This is a genomic window from Pseudoalteromonas sp. PAB 2.2, from assembly GCF_001938575.1.
Taxonomy (GTDB): Bacteria; Pseudomonadota; Gammaproteobacteria; order Enterobacterales; family Alteromonadaceae; genus Pseudoalteromonas; species Pseudoalteromonas lipolytica.
In genome coordinates this window covers 123,265-145,552 of sequence record NZ_LYPI01000012.1, presented here as the reverse complement: position 1 = coordinate 145,552, position 22,288 = coordinate 123,265, and the positions used below count along the sequence as shown (strand labels likewise).

The 22,288-nt window shown below is 42.6% G+C and carries 17 protein-coding genes and 1 tRNA gene; 8 read left to right on the top strand and 10 right to left on the bottom strand.

Features of this window, described 5'->3' with window-relative positions; translation table 11 throughout:
- The first annotated feature begins 50 nt into the window (after positions 1-50).
- Positions 51-1,427 carry an NAD-dependent succinate-semialdehyde dehydrogenase gene (locus BWD47_RS12000; protein WP_036966205.1) on the top strand — a complete coding sequence of 459 codons (1,377 nt, stop codon included), beginning with the start codon at positions 51-53 and terminating at the stop codon, positions 1,425-1,427.
- A gap of 30 nt (positions 1,428-1,457) precedes the next feature.
- Here the strand turns inward: BWD47_RS12000 and BWD47_RS11995 are convergent, their stop codons facing one another.
- The 3 genes from BWD47_RS11995 to BWD47_RS11985 form a co-directional block, all read right to left on the bottom strand.
- Positions 1,458-2,531, bottom strand: a complete 1,074-nt coding sequence (locus tag BWD47_RS11995) for an endonuclease/exonuclease/phosphatase family protein (RefSeq protein ID WP_075594044.1) — start codon at positions 2,529-2,531, stop codon at positions 1,458-1,460.
- Positions 2,532-2,549: 18 nt separating this feature from the next.
- Positions 2,550-2,870, bottom strand: a complete 321-nt coding sequence (locus BWD47_RS11990; RefSeq protein ID WP_065979708.1) for a hypothetical protein — start codon at positions 2,868-2,870, stop codon at positions 2,550-2,552.
- A 98-nt stretch (positions 2,871-2,968) separates the two neighbouring features.
- The gene (locus BWD47_RS11985) at positions 2,969-3,403 is read right to left on the bottom strand and encodes a hypothetical protein (RefSeq protein ID WP_036966195.1); all 435 of its coding nucleotides are present in this window, start codon (positions 3,401-3,403) and stop codon (positions 2,969-2,971) included.
- A 260-nt stretch (positions 3,404-3,663) separates the two neighbouring features.
- On the opposite strand from BWD47_RS11985, the gene rhlP reads away from it, so the two are divergent.
- The 3 genes from rhlP (at position 3,664) to BWD47_RS11970 (ending at position 7,933) form a co-directional block, all read left to right on the top strand.
- Positions 3,664-4,482: a rhombotarget lipoprotein gene (gene rhlP / locus BWD47_RS11980; protein WP_075594043.1), complete on the top strand. Its 819-nt coding sequence runs from the start codon at positions 3,664-3,666 to the stop codon at positions 4,480-4,482.
- A gap of 76 nt (positions 4,483-4,558) precedes the next feature.
- Positions 4,559-6,619 (top strand): TonB-dependent receptor, encoded by a 2,061-nt coding sequence (locus BWD47_RS11975; protein WP_075594042.1) that lies wholly within the window; start codon positions 4,559-4,561, stop codon positions 6,617-6,619.
- 96 nt (positions 6,620-6,715) lie between these two features.
- Complete coding sequence (locus tag BWD47_RS11970) at positions 6,716-7,933, top strand: MFS transporter (RefSeq protein WP_075594041.1); 1,218 nt, start codon at positions 6,716-6,718, stop codon at positions 7,931-7,933.
- A 9-nt stretch (positions 7,934-7,942) separates the two neighbouring features.
- Here BWD47_RS11970 and BWD47_RS11965 read toward each other — a convergent pair whose 3' ends face one another.
- From BWD47_RS11965 to BWD47_RS11940, 5 genes are all read right to left on the bottom strand, one after another.
- The gene (locus tag BWD47_RS11965; RefSeq protein ID WP_075594040.1) at positions 7,943-8,359 is read right to left on the bottom strand and encodes a GFA family protein; all 417 of its coding nucleotides are present in this window, start codon (positions 8,357-8,359) and stop codon (positions 7,943-7,945) included.
- A 1-nt stretch (position 8,360) separates the two neighbouring features.
- Entirely contained in the window at positions 8,361-9,368 is a 1,008-nt protein-coding gene (locus BWD47_RS11960) for a fatty acid desaturase (protein WP_075594039.1), read from the bottom strand.
- Between the two features lie 46 nt (positions 9,369-9,414).
- Positions 9,415-11,586 (bottom strand): bifunctional diguanylate cyclase/phosphodiesterase, encoded by a 2,172-nt coding sequence (locus BWD47_RS11955; RefSeq protein WP_075594038.1) that lies wholly within the window; start codon positions 11,584-11,586, stop codon positions 9,415-9,417.
- A gap of 501 nt (positions 11,587-12,087) precedes the next feature.
- Positions 12,088-12,172: transfer RNA gene (locus BWD47_RS11945), tRNA-Leu, on the bottom strand.
- Positions 12,173-12,342: 170 nt separating this feature from the next.
- Complete coding sequence (locus tag BWD47_RS11940; RefSeq protein ID WP_065979701.1) at positions 12,343-14,001, bottom strand: acyl-CoA dehydrogenase family protein; 1,659 nt, start codon at positions 13,999-14,001, stop codon at positions 12,343-12,345.
- Between the two features lie 140 nt (positions 14,002-14,141).
- Between BWD47_RS11940 and BWD47_RS11935 the strand changes: the two genes are divergently transcribed.
- Positions 14,142-14,642 (top strand): RDD family protein, encoded by a 501-nt coding sequence (locus tag BWD47_RS11935; RefSeq protein WP_036966174.1) that lies wholly within the window; start codon positions 14,142-14,144, stop codon positions 14,640-14,642.
- 115 nt (positions 14,643-14,757) lie between these two features.
- On the opposite strand, the gene lptG is transcribed toward BWD47_RS11935, so the two are convergent.
- Both lptG and lptF read right to left on the bottom strand, forming a co-directional pair.
- The gene (gene lptG, locus BWD47_RS11930) at positions 14,758-15,825 is read right to left on the bottom strand and encodes an LPS export ABC transporter permease LptG (protein WP_075594036.1); all 1,068 of its coding nucleotides are present in this window, start codon (positions 15,823-15,825) and stop codon (positions 14,758-14,760) included.
- On the bottom strand, positions 15,822-16,934 hold the full coding sequence (gene lptF / locus BWD47_RS11925) for an LPS export ABC transporter permease LptF (protein ID WP_036966168.1): 1,113 nt from the start codon (positions 16,932-16,934) through the stop codon (positions 15,822-15,824). Before lptF ends, lptG begins: the two co-directional genes overlap by 4 nt.
- A 322-nt stretch (positions 16,935-17,256) precedes the next feature.
- On the opposite strand from lptF, the gene pepA reads away from it, so the two are divergent.
- The 3 genes from pepA (at position 17,257) to BWD47_RS11910 (ending at position 22,223) form a co-directional block, all read left to right on the top strand.
- Entirely contained in the window at positions 17,257-18,771 is a 1,515-nt protein-coding gene (gene pepA, locus BWD47_RS11920; RefSeq protein WP_036966165.1) for a leucyl aminopeptidase, read from the top strand.
- Between the two features lie 126 nt (positions 18,772-18,897).
- Positions 18,898-19,344: a DNA polymerase III subunit chi gene (locus BWD47_RS11915; protein WP_036966161.1), complete on the top strand. Its 447-nt coding sequence runs from the start codon at positions 18,898-18,900 to the stop codon at positions 19,342-19,344.
- Between the two features lie 23 nt (positions 19,345-19,367).
- Complete coding sequence (locus BWD47_RS11910) at positions 19,368-22,223, top strand: valine--tRNA ligase (RefSeq protein WP_065979700.1); 2,856 nt, start codon at positions 19,368-19,370, stop codon at positions 22,221-22,223.
- The last annotated feature ends 65 nt before the right edge of the window (positions 22,224-22,288 follow it).

Genomic DNA, 22,288 nt, shown 5'->3' with positions numbered 1-22,288 from the left:
GCTGGTGTTAGCTTTGCACAAGGTCATGTACATTTTGTAAGGAGATAATGATGACTGATACAGTAACTACAATCAATCCAACAAACGAGCAAACTTTAAATACCTACACTCTCTTGTCTTTACAAGAAGCTAAGGCTGAAATAGATAAATGCCATAAAACCTTTTTATCATGGCGCGAGACATCTTTAGTAGAGCGAGCTAAATACCTTAATCAACTTGCAAAATTGATTGACGATAATAAACATGAATTAGCACAGTTAATGACTGACGAAATGGGCAAGCTTTATCAACAAGGCCTACAAGAAACGGAACTTTGTGCTGCTATATGTCGCTACACAGCCGACCAAGGCCCTGAGGTCCTCGGCGAAGAAAAACGCGATATGCAAGGTGGCCGCGCCATCATTAGCTACCAACCTATCGGTGTTATCTTAGGTATTCAACCTTGGAACTTCCCTCTTTATCAGGTTATTCGTTATGCCTGTGCTAATGTTATGGCTGGTAACACAACCGTGCTAAAACACGCCGGTAACGTATTTGGAATGGCTGAAAAAATTGAGCAGTTATTTAACGAAGCTGGTTTTCCAACCCATTGCTTTAAAAACTTATTAATCGACGGTAAAACAGCCAGCGAATTAATTGAGCATACCGCTATTCGCGGGGTCACATTTACTGGCAGTGACAGCACGGGTAAAAAAGTGGCAGAGCGTGCCGGTAAGCATGTCAAGAAAACCGTGCTTGAGCTTGGCAGTAATGATGCTTACGTTGTCCTTGATGATGCCGACCTTAATACCGCCATTGAAGCATGTACCCAAGGTCGTCTTATCAATAATGGCCAAACATGTGTCGCGGCGAAACGCTTTGTGGTGGTTGACGCAGTATATAATGACTTTAAAGCACGTATTAAAGAACAGTTTGAGCAAGTAAAACTGGGTGACCCTAATGATGAAAACACAGGGCTTGGGCCAATGGCACGTGAAGATTTACGCGCACAGCTTCACCAACAAGTACGTGACTCTATTGATGCTGGAGCGAAGGCGATTGTCGGTGGCAGCATGCCAACAGGCACTGGTTTTTACTACCCAGCGACCTTACTTGAAAATGTAAAACCAGGAATGCCAGCCTACGATGATGAGCTATTTGGCCCCGTGGCCTCTCTGATCCGCGCCAAAGATAATGACGACGCAATGCGTATAGCCAATGACTCGCGCTATGGATTAGGAGGAGGTATTTTTTCTAGCAACGAGAAACAGGCTGTTGAACTGGCTAGGCTGCATTTTGATACAGGAATGGTAAATATAAATGGCTATGGACTCGCTCAGCCAAACTTGCCGTTTGGTGGAGTGAAAGACAGCGGCTATGGCCGAGAGCATGGTGGTTTTGGCTTACGCGAATTTGTAAATATTAAAACCATTATGATCAACCAATAATACTCACTGAAAGGGCTCATTGAGCCCTTCTCATTCATCAAAGGTCGGAACTTGCTGCTTAGATGCCATAGGCATTTTTAACTCTTTAATCGCTTTATCTTTATCAATATCCTCATGTTGTTTTTGATTTGAAGCAGCGGGGTCATAAGTCAATTCGGTTAATAGTGCAAAATGATCAGAGCCATACTTAGCAAGGCGTTCAATTCGTTTTACACTGAATTCATCACTGTGGAATAAATGATCAAGCGGCCAACGCATAAAAAAGTAACCCGCATGAAATGTATTAAAAAAGCCGCGTCCTTTACGCGGGTCTAACAACTTAGAAACTCGCATAAACAAACGCGTGCTCCGTGACCAAGCAACATCATTCAGATCGCCTGCAACGATGCAAGGACGCGTTCTATTTTTAAGGGCTTTGGCCAGAATAATAAGCTCGGTATCACGAGGACGCGAGGTGTCTTTTTCGGTGGGACTTGGAGGAGCTGGGTGAATAAAGTGCGCCTCGACTTCTGTGTTATTGGCATCTACAAATACGATATGAATCGAAGGAATATCCGCTTCGATTAATTCACATACCTGTTGGTGTTTAATTTCAAACTTACTGTATAAATGCATACCGTAACGATTATCTTTAGGGCAATAGATACGATATGGGTAATCTGCTTCTAGACAACTGAGCTGCTGTTGCCACGTTTCATTAGATTCAAGCGTGATGAGTAAATCTGGTTGGTGGTTTTTTACCAGTTTAATAAGTTTGCCGTAGTGCGTATTCGACATCAGCACATTCGCAGACATTATGCGAATACTGTGAGCATCATCTTTACTACTTGAGACAACTTCTTTCTTAGCGAACCATGTGTAGGGGTAAATCCAGTTCGCTTGCAGTAGCAAAACCACAAAGCTTATAACAATACAACCGAGTAAATAATGGCTGTTGGAGAGGTAAAATAACACGCTTGCTCCCAGCAAACATGCTCCTGCAAGATACGCTGCTTGCAGCCGCACAAAATCACAACTTCGAATTAAATAATGCTGGGAGTACGAAAATGGCAATAGTGAGACAATAAGCAAAAGTACAGACAGTACACTCAATGCATGGCTCATATAACTCATTGGCACAATTTATCGGCTCAGAATCGAGACTATTTCGCGGGTATCCTCTACCAAACGAACAATGGTGCCATCAACCTGAATTGAAATTAATCCGTCGTTATTACGCGATTTAATCACCTTACCTCGACGATAAATATCGCGGTCAAGTATGTCACCTTTTCGGTATTTCTTTTGCCAACCAGGCGGAAGATCTCCACCATTTTCAAGTTTTTTCTCTAGACCAGGCGGTAAGCTTTTTCCTTTGTCTTTGTCCTTATCTTTATCCTTTGCTAAAGCGCCTGTCGCAACAATACTAAGCCCTAAAACAGCCACTGTTAAAAATATTTTCATACGAACTTTCCTTTTTATGTATTCTACTAAGCGTAGCAACTATTTCTGAACTGGGAATGAAAGAGTATAAAAAAGCCGCAAAGCGGCTTTAAACAGGATTAACGATGACGCGACACGATGGATAAAATTTCTCGTGTGTCATGTACTAAGTGTATTAAGCGATCATCAATTTCAATGGCAATAATGCCATTTCTATCGCGACGCTTTATTACTCGGCCGTGGCGATAAATATCTCTGTCGAGAATATCACCATGATGATAGCGTTTGTACCAACCTGGCGGTAAGCCACCGCCATAACCTACTTTTTTGTATAAACCGGGTGGTAAATCACGGTAGCTATAGCGGTCATACCTATCGTGATGACAATCACGGTCATGGCGATGATGCTTATGATGCTTTTTATGTTTATGGTGCTTTTTACGTTCGTGTTTGTACTCGTATCTGTCATGGTCACGATCATGTTTAGCACTCGCTTCTATAGGCACCAAACTCAAACCTAGCACGGCTAACGAGATAGTAATTATTTTATTCATAATAGAGACCCTCTGCATTTGCTCTTGTTGAAAAGCCTATCAAGCAAGCCTGAATCATAGATGAAGGGTTACAATTAAAAATAACAAGCTCATAAATAACAATACGTTATAAAAACAATCTTTACATTTCTTTAAACTTCTTTGGCACTTTTCATGACTTTCTCTGTCTGAATGAAAGCTTCAATTAGGAACAATGACTGTGATTAAAAAACCAAAATTACACCCATTGTTTTCGAACACGTTATAAAAAAGGATCGTTTATGAATTCATTAAAGTGGTGTTTGATCATTGTGATATTTACGCTAACTGGCTGCAGTACCATGTTGAGTCAACACGGTAATCAGCAAACTCAATCTAGCTCATTGGTTGACTATTTATATCCAGATCAACAACAACGAGCAGCCGAACAAATCAGTGTGCCCACTCTAAACTTACCCGCCACAGTGGGTATTGCCTTTATTCCTAACAAATACAACAACGGCCTCCATCATAGTGACGAAATAGCACTACTCAACAAAGTTAAAAAACAATTTATGCAGTATGACTATATTGACCGTATCGAAGTCATCCCTAGTACCTACTTAAAGGGAGGCGAGGGGTTTACTACTTTAGAGCAGGTATCACGTTTATACGATGTGGACATTATGGCGCTGGTGTCTTATGACCAAGTGTCACAAAGTTTAGAAAATAATGCAGCCTTCTTATACCTCACCATTGTTGGTCTCTATGTCATTCCGGGTAATGAAAACACGGTGCAAACATTCGTCGATACCGCGGTATTTGATATTAAAAGCCGAAAAATGTTGTTCCGTGCGCCAGGCATCCATAAAGCAGAGAAACGAAGTACAGCAATTGGTATCGATGAGGTCGCGAAACAGCAATCGCTAGCAAGTTTTAATGCTGCTGTTGACGACATGCTAGGAAATCTAGATACCGAATTAGGTCAATTTAAAATTCGCGTTAAAGACGAGAAAATTGCCAATGTCAGCCATAAAAAGGGGCACAGTGGCAGTAGCCTATTTTGGCTTATCGCTTTACTTTTGGGGGCTGTGTGTCTGCGACGAAAAGCAATTCATTAATCGCGAAAGCTTTTACACACCGTTAAAAGCAGTTACCCTTTGATTCTCGTTGTCGTTGTTTAATCAAAGGGTTTTCATGAAGTTGTCATTAATCTCAGCGCTTATTGGCTCTCTTTCAATTAGCTGCCATACATTTGCCGCAACAAATGAACTTGAGCATATCACTACCACCGCCTCTCGTACTGAAGTGCTTGCTGATCCACTTCCTGTGGTTGTAAGCAGTATTTCTAAACAACAATTATCACTCATTGCGCCCACGCATATTCAACAAGCCCTTAAACAGGTTGCAGGTGCAAACTTACAACATGGTAATGGACAAGAGTACTTACCCGCTCTTCGCTCGCCAGTGCTATCGGGCGCAGGGGCCTGCGGTGGGATACTCACAGCAGAAGATGGTATTCCCCTGCGTGCCGCTGGTTTTTGTAATATCAACGAATTATTTGAAGCGCACACAGAAATGGCTGAGCGCATTGAGGTATTAAAAGGCCCAGGCTCAGCTCTTTATGGTTCCAATGCAGTCCATGGGGTTATTAACGTTATTACGCCCGATACAACCTATGATCACACCACACTTGGTTTAGACTACGGTTCTTTTGGCTATAGCCGCTATAAATTGGGGCAAGGTCACGACTTTGGCAAACAAGGCCTTGGTATTAATGTGAGTATCACTCGCGACACAGGCTACCGTGATGATGAAGGGGTTGACCAAGAAAAAGTGACCATGCGTCATCGTTATGATGCTGACAATTTCACGCTCAATAGCGGCCTTACTTATACGCATTTAGATCAACAAACCGCAGGCTATATTGAAGGCTTTGAAAGCTACAAAGATGAAGACATTGCACAGTCAAATCCAAACCCCGATGCCTTTAGAAAAGCACAATCAATGCGTGTGTGGTCCAAGTTAAATTGGACAAAAGACGACAACAATAGTTTCACGCTAACCCCTTACCTGCGCGACCAAAGCATGACCTTTTTTAAACACTTTTTACCCGGCACGCCTTTGGAAGAAAACGCGCAACAAGGCGTAGGTATACAATCAATGTGGCAGCACCAATTTGCAAACGCAAGTACGCTTACCGTGGGCTTTGATGGTGAGCTTACCGATGCCGATTTTTTACAATACCAAGATAAGCCAACAGAGGGTTCTGCTTTTTTGGTCGCAACAGTCCCTCAGGGTAAACATTATGACTATCAGGTTACGAGTCGCTTACTGGCACCATTTATAAACCTAGACTGGCAATATGATGAACTATTAGTCACTGTAGGGGGCCGATACGAACACATGCGTTATGATTACACGAACCATATGCTCGCAGGGCGCACGAAAGAAGATGGCACCCCGTGCGGAATGGGTGGCTGTCGCTATTCTCGCCCAGAAAGCGGTATTAATAGCTTTGCTAATTTCTCACCTAAACTTGGCATAAGCTACCAATTTACCAATAATCACTTTATTTATGCCAATGCGTCTGAAGGCTTTCGAGCGCCGCAAGCGGCTGAGCTTTATCAGCTTCAGCGTGAACAAAGCGTTGCTGAGTTAAAATCAGAAATTGCAAAAAATCTGGAATTTGGCTTCAAAGGTCAGCAAGCACAACTCCATTACGTGATAAGTGCTTATGCTATGAATAAAGAAAATACGATTTTCCGCGACAGTGACTTTTTCTATGTCAATGATGGGCAAACCCAGCATCGCGGCATTGAGCTTGAACTCGCCTACGCCATTACGCCCACTATCTCAATGCAATTAGCTGCAACGCACGCTAAACATACCTACAGCTATGACCAACTATTAGGTGAGGTTAATATCAATGGCAATGAGGTCGATACCGCCCCGCGTAATATCGCTAACTTACAATTACTTTGGCAGGCTAATGATATGACACGGGTAGCGCTAGAGCTTTACAGCACCAGCGGCTATTTTACCGACCCTGAAAATCTTCATCGTTACGAAGGCCACTCGCTGGTTAATTTAACAGCAGCTTGGCAGCTTACCCCTACGTTTGCTATCACTCTGCGCGTGAACAACTTAACCGATGAGCACTATGCTGAACGAGCAGACTACACGAGCTTTAACGGCGATCGCTATTTTCCAGGAAGACCCCGTAACGCAATGTTATCAGCACGTTATCAGTTTTAAGTGACCGCATTATTTGGTGAGCTATCTCATAGTTCACCCACGCTGTTTAGTATTTAGGTATGATAGTTTTATCTCTTACTTAGATTTCTAAACAGCGTGCCATCTTCTCAAAACGCAATTCGCACCCTTTTATTAGTGCTTGGCATTTTTCTTATTGCAGCCAGCTTACGCGCGCCCATCACAGGCATTGCGCCAGTACTTGAACAGATTATTGAGCAATTTAAGCTCACAGCATCGCAAGCCGGTATGTTGACCACTTTACCCCTGATAGCCTTTGCCATTGCCTCCCCCATGGCAGCAAGCTTGGCTAAAAAATATGGTCTGGAACTGTCGTTGTTTATCGCTCTGCTCCTGATTGGCGTGGGTGTTTTGTCTCGCCTGATTGATTCTGCAAGTGTTTTATTTATTGGCACCGCCGTGATTGGCGTTGGTATTGCGATTGGTAATGTATTATTGCCAAGTCTTATTAAGCGTGATTTTTCGCATAAAGTGGCGGTAATGACGTCAAGCTACGTACTTGCAATGGGCATATTTGGCGGGAGTTATTCAGCACTGATCACTCCCCTTGCAGAATACAAAGAAATAGGCTGGCAAGTGGCTTTAGCCAGTTATTCATTACTGGTGTTACTGGCCATTGTTGTTTGGCTTCCTCAGTTAAAAGAGCATACGATGCCTAGCAAAGCACAGGTATCGCACACCACTCAGGCGAAAGTTTGGCATTCACCATTAGCGTGGCAAATAACACTATTACTCGGTTTTAACTCATTTTTTACTTACATTATGCTTGGTTGGCTGCCGAGTATTTTGATTGAGTTTGGTCATACAGCTGAACACGCTGGAGCCTTGCAAGGTGCGTTTCAAGTTGCCTCAGCATTACCCGGTATCGTGCTTATTCCCTTATTAGCAAAACTAAATGATCAGCGAATACTCACTTTTAGCTTGGCCTTATTAGGTGCGCTATGTTCATTTGGATTATTGTACGCCCCAAGCTTCGCTATGCTTTGGTCTGTCACCTTAGGATTTTGCTCTGGTGCTTGTTTTATTTTAGGTTTATCGTTTGTGAGTTTACGTACTCATAATGCGCAGCAAGCTGCTGCTTTATCAGGTATGGCGCAATGTATCGGCTATTTACTGGCCGCAACAGGGCCAATCTTGGCCGGTACATTACATAGCTTTTTTAATAATTGGGCTGGCGCGCTCTGGCTATGTATTGTATCAAGCCTGTTATGCGCGCTATTTGGTTACTTGAGTGGCCGAAACGTGACTATCAATGACGTGACTATCAACAATGACGTAACTATCAACAATAAATAGTACAGCCCCTTATTGACTGGCTGCCGTGATTTCAAATGTGCTCATATCCGCTAAGTTATCAAGCCATGGTTTATGAGAACGATACCAAATATGTGTGTTTGGGATAAGCTCAGCGGCTTGCTCAACAGCCCCTAAACGTAAGCCATAAATGCGCTCGCCTTCACCGACTGAGGTCGCGTACAAAGCAGTACCACAATTAGCACAAAACCCCTGTGCTCTTTGATTACCGCTTTCAGCGATTTTTATATATTCTTTTGGTGTAGCACCCGTGAATATAACAGCATCGGGCATTGAGATAACAACGGTACGAAATGGTGCCCCTGAAATTATTTGACAGTCGGTACAATGACAGTTAAATACTTTATTTTCATCAACTTGTGCTTGATAAGTTACCTCACCACAGTGACAACGACCCGTGATTTGCATATTAAACTCCCTCTTGTTTAGTTTCGTATAGATTCGCACGCTTGATACTGCGTAAGTCATTAAATCTTACCCCGTGCTGCGCCATAATAGGCAGTATTTTTTGACTAATAAGTTGGCGAATATAAAACGGCTGATTTGGCACAAAATGATGAATAGTATGGGTACGACCAAAGTCAAAACAAAATAATTGAAAAGGTATAAACCAGCGACTATTAATCACGTGAGTTTGCTCAATCACATTGTTTACACCACCGTAGTAATGCATCGATGAAGTAATAAAATTGAGCGATGATGAACGAATAATATTTGGTATTATTAACACCACCATCAAAAACTCAGCAACCGCCAGCACATCTCCCCCCCAACTAGGTAACATAGATTCTAACGGCATAAATAACTGCAGTAAGTAGTACGCGATTACCCCATATAAAATAACGAAATAGGCGGTCGCAATTGGAAACCCCGCGTTAAATACGGTCAAAAACTTAAAGCCTTTAATTTCTTTATTAAAGCGCTTACTGTTGATTACTAATCCCAACAAACCATCAACAATCACCACAGCCCTAACAAACGGGTTTTTTATGCCATTACCGACCAAACGTTCTTCTAAGTCTTGATTGGTTCCTGAGACCTTATGATGGTGCAAATGAATTTTACGTCGATACCACGGGTTCACCGTATTTGGTCGCATTAACCACACAACCAGCATCATAAAATTATGAAGCCAAGGACGCTTACTAAAATATTGCTTATGAATAAGGTCATGTTCAAGTTCGTGAGAAATAGACGTAATCACAGCCGCTAAAATAATACACAACCACGCGGGAATGAGGCTCATATAATAAAGTGACGCGACACCAATTAATGACAATAGTGACAACAACAAAATAACCAAAGCAATACTATTTTGTTGATTAAGAACAGGGTATTTCGCTCTCAGTGCTTGTTCTTCTGTTTTAATAGCACTGACAATCGCCTTAATATTTTGCTTAGCGGTTAATTTTGGCATAGTTACGTTTGCTCGTTTGTGTATACCAAAATCATACCGCGAATACTCAGCGGTCTCTAGCAAATTGCTCTAAAAAAGGAAGTATCTCACTGGGTGGCAAAGGTTTTGAAAAGTAATAACCTTGAATATAGTCACAACCAGCATCCGTTAACACTTCAAGTTGAGCGTATTCTTCAACCCCTTCAGCAACCACTTTAATACCCAGTACACGACTCATTTGAATGATTGACCTAACTAAGGCTTCGTCAGCTAAATCAACATGTATTTCATCAATAAACGACTTGTCGAGCTTGAGCACATCAACCGGAAAACGACGCAGGTAACTTAACGATGAGTAACCAGTACCAAAGTCGTCTAACGAAATTAAACAGCCTGCAGCTTTAAGTTGAGTAAGCACGTCGAGGTGATTGGTATTTTCGGGGGCAAGTACACTTTCAGTTAATTCAAACGATATTTGCGAAGGCTTAACACCTTGACTCTTTATGATGTCAATCCACACATTGCGTTCAGGGTTGTACTCTGCAAACTCAAATAATGAACGGTTAACATTAAATACCAGTTTATCATACCCTTGTGCTTCAAGTGCCTTAATTTGCTGACACGTTTTTATTAACACCAATTCACCGAGTGGAATTATGACACGCGACTCTTCAGCTAATGGTATAAACTCTACAGGCGACACCCACTGCCCTTGGTTTTGCCACCTGACTAAACTCTCAAATTTAGCAACTGTGTTATTTTCAATATCAATAATTGGTTGAAAATAAACCTCTATCTCGTTGTTCTTAACAGCCTGTGTCAGTTGCTCTACCAGTAAATTGTGTTTTTTAACCTTGTCGTCCATTTCAGTACAAAAGTGTAAATATGGATCCGCTGTTTGTTTTGCGTTTAAGCTAGCCAGCTCAGCTTGCCTAATAAGACGACGGGCTATTTTTTCAATTTTAACCTGCGATGTCAGTACATTATTATATTCATAATGACTGATACCCAGTGTCACTGTTACATGCTGACGAATACCGCCAATAGAAAAAGGCTCAATCAATAAGGCATTAATTTGTTTACAGACAAGTTCAAGCTCATGGCTATCCTGATAGGTCTGTAATATTGCAAAGCTGTCTCCATCAATACGTGAAAATGCACACTCTTTAAAGGTATATGCCAGCCGATTTGCTATTTCACATAGCAGTTTATCCCCGAAGGTTAAGCCATATACGGTGTTAATGTCTTGAAATCGATCAACATCAAAATAAATCACTGCCAAGTGCGTATTAACATCATTTTGATGCGACGGTGCCGAAATTAAATCACAAATCCGTTCTTTAAAATAAAAGCGATTTGTGAGGCCCGTCAGTTGGTCATGATTTGCATGAAAATAAATTTTCCGCTCAGCTTCTTTTTTCTCTGTGATATCGAGAATGAAGGCGACGTAACACACCTCACCATTGTTAACCATTTTAGTAATTGATAAAAACTGGGTGTATAAGTCCCCTTGCTTGTTCTTATTCATGATCTCACCAGACCATTTACCTTCGGTATCAATGTGATGCCACATGGCACGATAAAAATGCGATGCATGCTTATTCGAACTCAATATTTTAGGATTTTTTCCTATAATCTCGTCGAACGAATAGCCAGTCATATTCGTAAATGCAGTATTTGCGTATATGATCTCGACATTTTCATTGCAGATAAAAATAGCTTCGTGACTTTGTTCTATCAATTGATTGGCAAAATCTAACTTGGCAATAAAGCGATCTTTTTCAATCTCTCGTTGAATAAGGCCTGTAAATAAGGAAAAGAAAGACTCAATTTGCATGGCATCACTGATTGCATGCTGAAAAAGTGCAACGAGAATGGTATCTGTTTTACCAGACATACTCTGCAAGGGCACCCCGACATACGCTTCAATACCCATATCAACGAGTAATTTATCGTCTGGAAATAATTGCTGTACGCCTGAGCTATAGCTCGAGATACCGCCGCAACTTACATCGTTGCAAGGCGTGCAGCGAATATCATAACTAATGTTTTCAACGATTTCGTCATTGGCCACCAACGTTAGCGTTGTTGCCTGCATGGTGTCTTCATCAACATAAGCTAAAAAAACGTGTGACGCCCCTACCACTTCTGACAAAGAGAGGCATATAGCATTATAAAAGTTTTCACTTTTAAGATTAGATATACTTTCAACAATACGTTTTAGGTCGAATGTACCCACGCTTCCCGCCTTATCTTATATGCACTAAGTGTTTGACTTAACTTAAAGTTAAGGTTTCAAATTGTATTACATGAAGCCTATAAATACCATGCTACTCTAGTCCATTATGATTAATTTTCAATCAAGTAGACACACAAAATCAGGGGTTATTTAATTACTCAACATTGTTTGAACACCTGTGATTAATAATAGAACAAAAAGGATTTTATAGGGGCAATCAGAGCATGCCAGAAGAAAATGAATGAAAGGTTAGCCATGGAATTATACTGAAAGCTGTCTTTATGCCCCCTCTTGCAAAAGGCACGAATGTTTAAAGTTACGTTGGTTAAAAGATGCAGTGGTTAAAAGGTACGCAGGCAAAAAGACACGATGCGCAGACTTTACTTGCCTAATTGCCACACCCCGTGTGTTACTCAAAAACACGAACACACAACATAAGACACATAACTGATTTATTTCAGGCATAAAAAAACCCCAGCAAAAGGTGCTGAGGTTAAAAAGTGGTACCAGTGGGCGGACTTGAACCGCCACGCCCGAAGGCAACGGATTTTGAATCCGTCATGTCTACCAATTCCATCACACTGGCTTCATTTTTCTTTAACCTTCTAAACACGAGAAGATAAAGAAAAACCACTTTAGAGCAATAAGCTTTTTAACTGCTTTTGTCTCTATGCCAAGCATTATACAAAGAATGGGTGAGGCAGCAAGCGTTTTATGCGGCCTGATGAATCAACCGCACAATTATTAAACAAGTTGTTAACCAGTGTGCTTTGGCATCATTCGAGAAACAATGGCCTGACAGTCTATTTCATGGCTTAAACAACCATACTGCGAAAAGTGAGGACCTTTCAAACGGCTTGTTACAAATGCGTGTGCGATAATGGGTTCACCAAACTGCAAGAGCGTTGCGGCTTGCCAAAGCTGTGCTAAGCGCTCAATGATCCGCCGAGCCTGTATTTCTAAATGTGACGTATCGGTTAGTAATGCCTGCAATTCATCAAGCTTATCGGCGTAATCACTGTTTAGTGCACGTGCTTTTTCAAGCTCCTTCATAAGCGCCGTTAACGATTCTGGCTCGCGGTTAAACACGCGCATTAGATCTAAGCATTGCACGTTACCTGACCCTTCCCAAATTGAATTAACAGGGGCTTCTTTATAAAGGCGACTGGCAATATTGTCTTGCACATAACCTACTCCACCAATGCATTCCATCGCCTCGAAGGTGTGCTGAACTGCACGCTTGCAAATCCAGTACTTTCCAATCGCAGTCGCACTGCGAACGAGTGCAGCTTCGCTATCATCGTCTTGTTTATCAAGTGCGTGGGCAATCCGCATCGAGATTGCCAACGCTGCCTCTGCTTCCAAGGCTAAATCAGCTAAGACATTCAGCATTAATGGCTGTTGATGCAGTTTTTTTCCAAAAACAGCGCGCTCTGATGTGTGCCATACCGCTTCTTTTACTGCTTGCATCATCAATGAACTTGAGCCGAGCATACAGTCATACCGTGTGAGTGCGACCATTTGAATAATCGTCTTAATACCACTGCCTGGTTCGCCCAACATCCAGCCATGCGCTGATCTAAACTCGATTTCAGAACTGGCATTTGACTGATTTCCTAATTTATTTTTTAAACGCTGAATATAGACGGCATTTTTTTCACCACTTTCAAGCCAGCGCGGCACTAAAAAGCACGACAATTGCGAATTCGGGGCATAGGCGAGCACTAAAAAAGCATCGCTCATGGGGGCTGAACAAAACCATTTGTGTCCTTCAAGCACGTAAAGCTGCCCTGCACCGCCTTCATTTAGTGGTGTTGCTTTGGTGGTATTTGCTCGTACATCGGTGCCTCCTTGCTTTTCGGTCATGGCCATACCAATCGTAACACCTTGTTTTTCAAACCACGGCTTGTTGTCGCCATCATAATGATTGGCCAGTATTTTTGGCAGCCAAACTTCAGCGATATTGGCTTGACTGGCAATAGCGGGCACACTCGCAAAGGTCATCGTTAGCGGGCAACCTGACCCTGGGTCAGCATGATTATGTAGTACAGCCATCACCGCGCGTACAACATGACTGCCTTGCTTTTTTTGCTGCCAAGGTAAGGCACAGTGTCCTTGCGCTATGGCATGCTGCATAAGCTGATGATAACTTGGATGGTAATCAACATGGTCAATACGCTCACCAAAGCGGTTATGTGTATTAAGTTCAGGCAAATGCTTATTTGCCAAGAACCCAGCTTGTAACAGTTCCCCTCCCACCTGTTGCCCAAAAGCAGAAAGATGCGCTGTTCCCCATTGTCCCGCAAAACAATTTTGCCAATACTGCAACACGTCGTCAGCCTCGTACGCGTTATAGTTTTCAAGCGGTTTGGGTTGATTAAATACCACGTGGGTTTCACTCGAAGAAACAGACATAGAAGGGCTCTCTTTTTTATTATTTTTTCAACTATAGCAGGTCAGACCTGTTTGTCGACAAGCGAAACCCTCGCTAAGTATTTCTTGTTTGCTAAGGACTTTGCTAAACTACAGCGCAATTTAATAGGATGAGAGTGTTTATGTCAGCTGAGTTTCCTCGTGCCGGTTTTTGGCGCCGTTTTGCCTCGTTAATTTACGACACCTTGGTTGTGATTGCCTTTGCAATGCTCACAACTGTGCTATACCTACTGGCTGTTCAGGGACTTATTTCACTTGATGTGTTGAGTATTGGCAATGCTGAGGATGTCTCAGCGTATATTCAAAACTCCCCTTTGCTTTATGGCATCCGTAGTGGATTACTGGTGTTAGTGAGCGTGGCATTTTTTAGTTACTTTTGGGCTAAAAGCGGGCAAACCATAGGCATGCGCGCATGGCGCTTAAAAGTACAAACCCTCGATGGTAAGCTGATTAGCTGGCAACAAGGTGCGCTAAGAGCAATCTGTGCTTTATTAGGTTTGGGTAATTTAGTGGTGCTGATTGATTTTAAAAACAAGCGTGCACTGCAAGATTACATAGCTAAAACAGAAGTAATTACGCTCACAAAAGAAGAAAATAAACGCATTTATCGCTCATTGGATTAGGCGCAGTTCGCTTAATTAAGCTTATTGGTGTAATCACTGATTGGTAAAGCGAGACAGTAGATACAAAAAAGCGTGACTAGATAGTCACGCTTTTTTTGTAATTTAAGTACGTTTACTACACACGCTTATTTAGCAAGTAGGTCGCAAAACCAATAAATAGAATGCTTGGCAACACCGCACCGACAACCGCTGGAATTTGATATACCATCACCACAGGGCCAAATATTTCATTGGTTAAGTGGAAGGTAATGCCGGTTATAACCCCCATAATGATTCGAGCGCCCATTGTAACGGTTCGCAGTGGGCCAAATATAAACGACAACGCCACTAATAACATCACCGCGATAGACACAGGCTGCATTACTTTGCGCCACAATGCTAACTCATAGGTGCTGGTATCTTGTTCATTTTGTTTTAGGAAACTCAAATATGACCAAAGCCCAGTAAACGATAACGCTTCTGGTTTTACCGATACAACCCCTAACTTTTCTGCTGTTAACTGTGAATCGTAAAACTCTTCAGTTTGCTGTTCAGTGCTAATCTGTTCTGGCGTGATTTTAACTTTATTAACGCCACGCAACAGCCAACCATCTTTTTGGTTTACGGCTTCTTTTGCTTTCGTTATTTGAGTTAATTGCAATGACTTATCAAAATGATACATATGTACACCACGCAATACGCCTTGCTGATCAACATCTTCTATATTTATAAAGTTGCTGCCATCTTTTGCCCATACACCTTGTTTGGCATTAAAGACATCGCCCCCGTTAATAGCGTGGTTGCGTATTTCTTTCGCTTTAAGCTGTGCTTCGGGCGCTCCCCACTCACCAAGCGCCATCATACAGATAGCCATAAACATGGCAGTTTTCATTACCGACGCAATAATCTGTAAACGCGACATGCCCGCGGCCTGCATCACCACCAACTCACTGTTTGATGCTAAAGCACCGAGTCCCGTTAAGCCACCAATGAGCGCTGCCATCGGAAAGAAAATAACCAAGTCTCCCGGCATGCTGTACACAGTGTAAATAAGTGCTGTCGCAATATCATAACTGCCACGCCCTACCGATTTTAACTGTTCAATAAATTTAATAAGGGTACTGATACCAACCAGCACCATTAATGCAAATCCTGTAGTTTGAATAATGCTGCGGCCTAAATACCAGTCGAGTGTTTTCATCATGCGCTTAACTCCCGCTTAGTCACCACTGCTTTTAACCATGCGCCGAGCGGGCGGCCTTTAATAATCAATAAACCACCAATAAACAAGGCAGATAAATGAATCCACCACAGCCCAATTGAAGGTGGTATTTTACCATCTTCAACGGCAAATTTAGCGGCATTTAGAAGGATGAAATACCCTAAATACAAGCTGATTGCAGGCACTAATTTAGCAAATTTACCTTGTCGTGGGTTAACCACACTAAGCGGAACGGCCAGTAAAGTAAGCAGTGGAATCGAAAGCGGTATTGCAATACGCCACTGCCACTGAGCAACCGCTTCTACACTTTTCATTTTAAATAAATCAAACGTTGGTACGGCTTCTAATTTACGGCGTTGATGTTCAATTTCTTGGTCTTGGATTTGTACGCTATAACCATCAAACTCTGTCAGGTTAAGCGCCGCAGATTCACCGTCTGTTTCATAACGCTTACCATCATTCAAAATAAGTTGTTGCTCACCGTTATCTTGTTCAATCACGACACCACGCTCTGCGTAGACTAACCGTGCCAAATCACCTTTCTCACGGTCAGGTAACTGGGCAACAAAAACTTTGTGAAGTTCTTTACCACCGTTTTCAATATTATGAATAAAGACAACGGCTTTTTCGTTGCCTGTTTGCTGAAAACGACCCGCTCGAAGTGCAGACAAACCAGCATCGGCTTTTGCTTGTTCTTTTAATTGATACTCTTGCTCACTCGCCCATGGTGCAATGTACAGTGTTAAGGCACCCGCAAGAATGGCCATCGCTGTACTTGAAATAAGCGTGACGCGCACAACATACCATTCACTGACGCCACAGGCTCTAAACACCGTCATTTCGCTATCGGCATAAATACGACTATAGGCCAAAATAATGCCTAAAAAGATACTCAAAGGGAGAATAAGCGACGCAAGCTGCGGTAGTTTTAACGCGATCATCGAAAGCACAAGCTTTGCAGGAAGCCCTCCATCTGAGGCATCACCTAAAATCACCACAAACTTTTGCGACACAAAAATGGTCATTAAAGTTAAAAATACGGCGACCTGCGACTTTAAGACTTCAGTGGTCAAATAACGGAAAATTAGCAATGCTCGCCCCTGTTAAACATCGTGTTTCACTGGAATAGTAAGAAATTTTGAGTAAACTAGTTATTTTACTCACTTTATTATATGCCATCACAATTAAATATCATACCTAGCAAGAACATATAATCTTGCATTTATAGTACAGATGGCATCTATTATGTGATATTGATATTCACAATAAGATAAAGTTCAAAAACACGTAAATAGAGTCATAGTTTATGAGCTAATATTAGTGTTAATAAACTAAAAAATGTAAGAAAGGACTCGAAAATGAATTTCTTACCCTTATTTACTAAGGTTATACGACTCAAAATCAGGAGTGACAATGGAATTTAGCGTAAAAAGTGGTAGTCCAGAAAAACAACGTAGCGCATGTATTGTAGTTGGCGTTTATGAGCCACGTCGTTTATCGCCCATTGGTGAACAGCTAGATAAAATCAGCGATGGTTATATTTCAAATTTACTGCGCCGTGGCGACCTTGAAGGTAAGCCTGGTCAAGTATTGTTGTTGCATCATGTACCCAATGTACTGAGCGAACGCGTTTTACTTGTAGGCTGTGGTAAAGAGCGAGAGTTGGACGACAAACAATATAAACAAATCATCTCTAAAACCATTAACACGCTGAACGAGACAGGCTCTATGGAAGCGGTATGCTTTTTAACAGAGCAGCACGTTAAAAGCCGTGATACTTATTGGAAAGTACGTCAAGCCGTTGAAACGACACAAGATTGTTTATACACATTTAATCAGCTTAAAAGTAAAAAAAGCGATCCTCGTCGACCATTACGCAAAATTGTCTTCAATGTACCGACACGCCGTGAACTCACGATTGGCGAAAGTGCAATTGAGCATGGTTTAGCTATCGCAGCCGGTAGTAAATTATGTAAAGACGTTGCCAATATGCCACCTAATATCTGTAACCCAGCGTATTTAGGTGAGCAAGCACAAGAGCTTGCCGACAACTTTGACAATGTCACGGTTGAAATTATTGGTGAAGAAAAAATGGCTGAGCTTGGCATGAATTCATACCTTGCTGTCGGCCGTGGTAGTGCGAACGAGTCTGTGATGTCGGTGATTAAATACCAAGGTGCCGACAAAGACCAAGCCCCTATCGTACTCGTTGGTAAAGGTTTAACCTTTGACTCTGGCGGTATTTCAATCAAACCAGGCGAAGCCATGGATGAAATGAAATACGACATGGGCGGTGCAGCTGGGGTTATTGGCACAATGCGCGCATTGGCTCAAATGCAGTTACCTATTAATGTGGTTGGTGTGCTTGCTGGTTGTGAAAACATGCCTGGTTCAAATGCTTATCGTCCGGGTGATATTTTAACGACAATGTCAGGTCAAACTGTTGAAGTGTTAAATACCGATGCAGAAGGCCGTTTAGTGCTGTGTGATGCACTCACCTATGTTGAGCGCTTTGAACCCGATACCGTGGTCGATGTAGCCACCTTAACGGGTGCCTGTATTATTGCGCTTGGTTCGCATGCAACGGGGTTACTTTCAAATCATAACCCGCTTGCCCATGACTTACTTAAAGCATCTGAGCAAAGTGGCGACCGCGCATGGCAGTTGCCACTGTGGGATGATTATCAAGAACAACTTGAAAGCCCATTTGCTGATTTCACCAACTTAGGTGGCCGTGCAGCTGGGACAATTACTGCTGCGTGTTTCTTGTCTAAATTCACCAAAAAATACAATTGGGCCCATTTAGATATCGCCGGTACAGCATGGCGCAGTGGTGGTAAAAACAAAGGTGCAACGGGTCGTCCGGTGCCAATGTTGACACAGTATTTACTAAACCGTGCTGGCATTAGCGAAGCAAGCCACGACTAAGCAGGTTATTTACAGAGTAAGTAACGCTAAATAAGGCGCCAAATGGCGCCTTATTAATTGAAGCAATACGCGTTCTATGTCAAAATCTCTGCTTTGATCTGTGTATCTGTGGGGACGCCCGTCACAATGAGCATGAACGCACAATTTTACGTTCTAAAACAAGATGATAACAGCCAACAAGCTGATAAAGCGTGTTTTGATCTTGCCGCTAAAATCGCTGCGGATCAGTATCGTCTTGGTCATCGCGTATTTATTTACGCCGATAACATCGACACGGCCCACACAATCGACGACATCATTTGGTCATTTGAACCAGATAGTTTCATACCACACAACCTACAAGGTGAAGGCCCTAAAGGCGGCGCTCCAGTAGAAATTGGTATGACGCCACCTGTCGGCAACAGAAAGATATTAATCAACTTAGCTGAACACCTGCCGGATTTTATTCGCCGTTTTCAGCAAGTTTTTGACTTTGTTCCCGTTGAGCCAACCGCTAAACAAGCTGCCCGTGAGCGGTTTAAAAAGCTTCGCCAACTGGGCGCCCATATTGCAACGCAAGAAATTGACATTTAAGCATTTATTTAAGGTTCTGTGTAATGGATAAAACCTACAATCCGCAAGATATTGAACAGTCTTTATATCAAGACTGGGAAGAAAAAGGCTACTTTAAACCATCTGGCCAAGGTGACGCATACTCAATCATGATCCCGCCACCAAACGTCACGGGTAGCTTACACATGGGCCACGCATTCCAAGACACTATCATGGATACGCTAACACGTTTAAAGCGTATGCAAGGCAACAACACATTATGGCAAGTAGGTACCGACCACGCAGGTATCGCAACACAAATGCTGGTTGAGCGTAAGCTTGCTGCCGAAGAAGGTAAAACACGCCATGACTTAGGTCGTGATGCATTTATCGACAAAATTTGGGAGTGGAAAAATCACTCTGGCGGCACAATTACCAAACAATTACGTCGCTTAGGTGCGTCAGTCGATTGGGACCGTGAACGTTTCACTATGGACGAAGGTCTATCTGAAGCCGTAAAAGAAGTGTTCGTACGTCTTCATAAAGACGATTTAATCTACCGTGGTAAGCGTCTAGTAAACTGGGATCCTAAGTTACACACAGCCATCTCTGATCTTGAAGTTGAAAATAAAGACAAGCAAGGCCATATGTGGAACCTTCGCTATCCACTCGCTGATGGCGTAAAAACACAAGACGGTAAAGACTACATCATCGTAGCAACAACGCGTCCAGAAACCATGTTAGGTGATACTGGCGTGGCTGTTAACCCTGATGATGAGCGTTACCAAGACCTGATCGGCAAAGAAATTTTACTGCCTATCGTCAATCGTCGTATTCCTATTGTTGCCGATGAACATGCCGACATGGAAAAAGGCACGGGGTGTGTGAAAATCACGCCAGCGCACGACTTTAACGATAACGAAGTAGGCAAACGTCATCAACTGCCTATGATCAACATCTTCAACAAAGATGCGGCAGTATTAAGCCAAGGCGAAAGCTATACTTTCGACGGTAAAGAGCTGGCGCTTGATGCACCTATTCCTGAACGCTTGCACGGTCTTGACCGTTTTGATGCACGCAAGGCAATTGTGAGCGAATTTGAAGAACTGGGTTTATTAGAAAAAATTGAAGACCACAGCCTAACGGTTCCTTACGGTGACCGCTCTGGTGTGGTAATTGAGCCTCTACTAACAGACCAATGGTACGTGCGTGTAGCACCGCTTGCAGAACCAGCCAAAGAAGCCGTTAAAAACGGCGACATTAAATTTGTACCACAACAATATGAGAACATGTACTTCTCGTGGATGAACGACGTACAAGATTGGTGTATTTCACGTCAACTTTGGTGGGGTCATCGTATTCCAGCTTGGTACGACAACGAAGGTAACGTGTATGTTGGCCGTGACGAAGCAGAAGTTCGCCGCGACAATAACATTGCTGATAACGTGGCGCTTAAACAAGACGAAGACGTACTTGATACATGGTTTTCATCAGCACTGTGGACCTTCTCAACACAGGGTTGGCCTGCAAACACAGATGATTTAAAAACCTTCCACCCTTCAGATGTATTGGTAACCGGTTTCGACATTATCTTCTTCTGGGTTGCGCGTATGATCATGATGACCATGCACTTCATCAAAGATGAAGACGGCAAGCCACAAGTTCCATTTAAAACCGTTTATGTCACCGGTCTTATCCGTGATGAAAACGGCGACAAAATGTCTAAATCAAAAGGTAACGTACTTGACCCTATCGATATGATTGACGGTATCGACCTTGAAAGTCTCGTTGAAAAGCGCACTGGCAACATGATGCAGCCACAGCTTGCGAAGAAGATTGAAAAGAATACCCGTAAAACATTCGAAAATGGTATTGAAGCACACGGTACAGATGCCCTACGTTTCACATTAGCGGCAATGGCTTCAACAGGCCGTGACATAAACTGGGATATGAACCGCCTTGAAGGTTATCGTAACTTCTGTAATAAACTATGGAATGCGAGCCGTTACGTATTAATGAATACGGAAGAGCAAGATTGTGGTTTTAATACTGAGGCTGAAAAGCAGTATTCACTGGCTGACCGTTGGATTTTAGGTCAATTTGAAGCCACGGTTAAAACCTACACAGAGCACCTAGAAAACTACCGTTTTGACCTTGCTGCAAACACTATCTACGAGTTCACATGGAACCAGTTCTGTGATTGGTATTTAGAGCTTACTAAGCCGGTATTATTCAAAGGCAACGAAGCACAACAACGTGGTACGCGTCATACTCTTATCACGGTATTAGAAAGCTTACTGCGCTTAATGCACCCAATGATGCCTTATATCACAGAAACAATCTGGCAACGTGTTGCTCCGCTGGCGGGTATTGAAACTGCAAACACCAGTATTATGGTGCAAGCTTTCCCTGTATACACAGCTGCAAACGTCGACAGCCAAGCAATGGACGACCTAGAGTGGGTTAAACAGTTCATTCTAGCTATCCGTAATATCCGTGGTGAAATGGATATTAGCCCAAGTAAACCATTGTCGGTTTTACTGGCTAATGCATCAGATGAAGACACGCGCCGTTTAGCTGATAACGAAGCATTCTTAGCATCACTTGCTAAGCTTGAAGCGTTCACGCTGCTTGAAAATAAAGACGATGCGCCAGCGTGTGCAACATCGTATGTTGGCAACTTGGAAATCATGATCCCAATGGCTGGCTTAATTGATGTTGAAGCTGAGCTTGGTCGTATTGCTAAGCAGCTAGAAAAAGCTGAAAAAGGCTTAGCGCAAGTACAAAATAAACTTGCCAACGAAAAGTTTGTGAACAACGCACCTGAAGCAGTTCTTGCTAAAGAGCACGCTAAGCTTGCTGAGTTTACAGATGCAAAAGACAAACTATTAGCGCAAAAGGCGAAAATAGAGAGCCTATAACGCCATACACTAAGCGCGATTAATTCGCGCTTACAAAAAAGCCGCATCATGGTATTTCATGATGC